General features: G+C 40.4%; 1 protein-coding gene. It reads right to left on the bottom strand.

Annotated features, from left to right (window positions below; genetic code table 11):
• Nucleotides 1–574 (bottom strand): RHS repeat-associated core domain-containing protein (locus tag E1163_RS00375; RefSeq protein WP_185155888.1); only part of this gene is annotated, 574 nt, incomplete at both ends.

Raw genomic sequence — 574 nt, forward strand, 5'->3', positions numbered from 1 at the left:
GTCAGGACTTTCCCAAATAGCTCCTTCCTCGCTAATACTTATTTTGTAAGTTGTTCCTTCAGCATTTAAAGTATTGATCGTTTCTCTCCCAACATCTGAGTCTGCATATGTACTATGGATTAAATCAACTAGGCTTTGATCCTCAGTACCCGTAATATTTGTAATATTACCATCATCATCAAACTCCACACTCACTACATTTCCTTGGGAATCAACTATCGTATTACCATCAGGATCAATTAGATTTATCGGGTTATTAGCCACATAGTTATAAGGAGACAAACCCCAGTAAATATCTGCGTAATTATCAATTACCATAAAACGGCCTAGTGCCGGATCATAGAACCTGGCCCCATAGTCGATAACACCCCATTCCGGCTGTTCCTCCTTGCCGTTGTACTTATACCTATTTTCCTTGGCAGTAACCCTCTTAAAGCCTCCGGCTATTTGTAGACCAAATGGGTAATAATCACTGGTTTCCAGTACATTACTCTCCGTGAGCACCACATCCAAATCATCGAAGAACATGGGTAGTTCGCTATCACTCTCATTGCTCAGGTAAATATAGACAAAG

The sequence above is a fragment of the Fulvivirga kasyanovii genome (genome assembly GCF_009711405.1).
In the GTDB taxonomy this organism is placed as follows: Bacteria; Bacteroidota; Bacteroidia; order Cytophagales; family Cyclobacteriaceae; genus Fulvivirga; species Fulvivirga kasyanovii.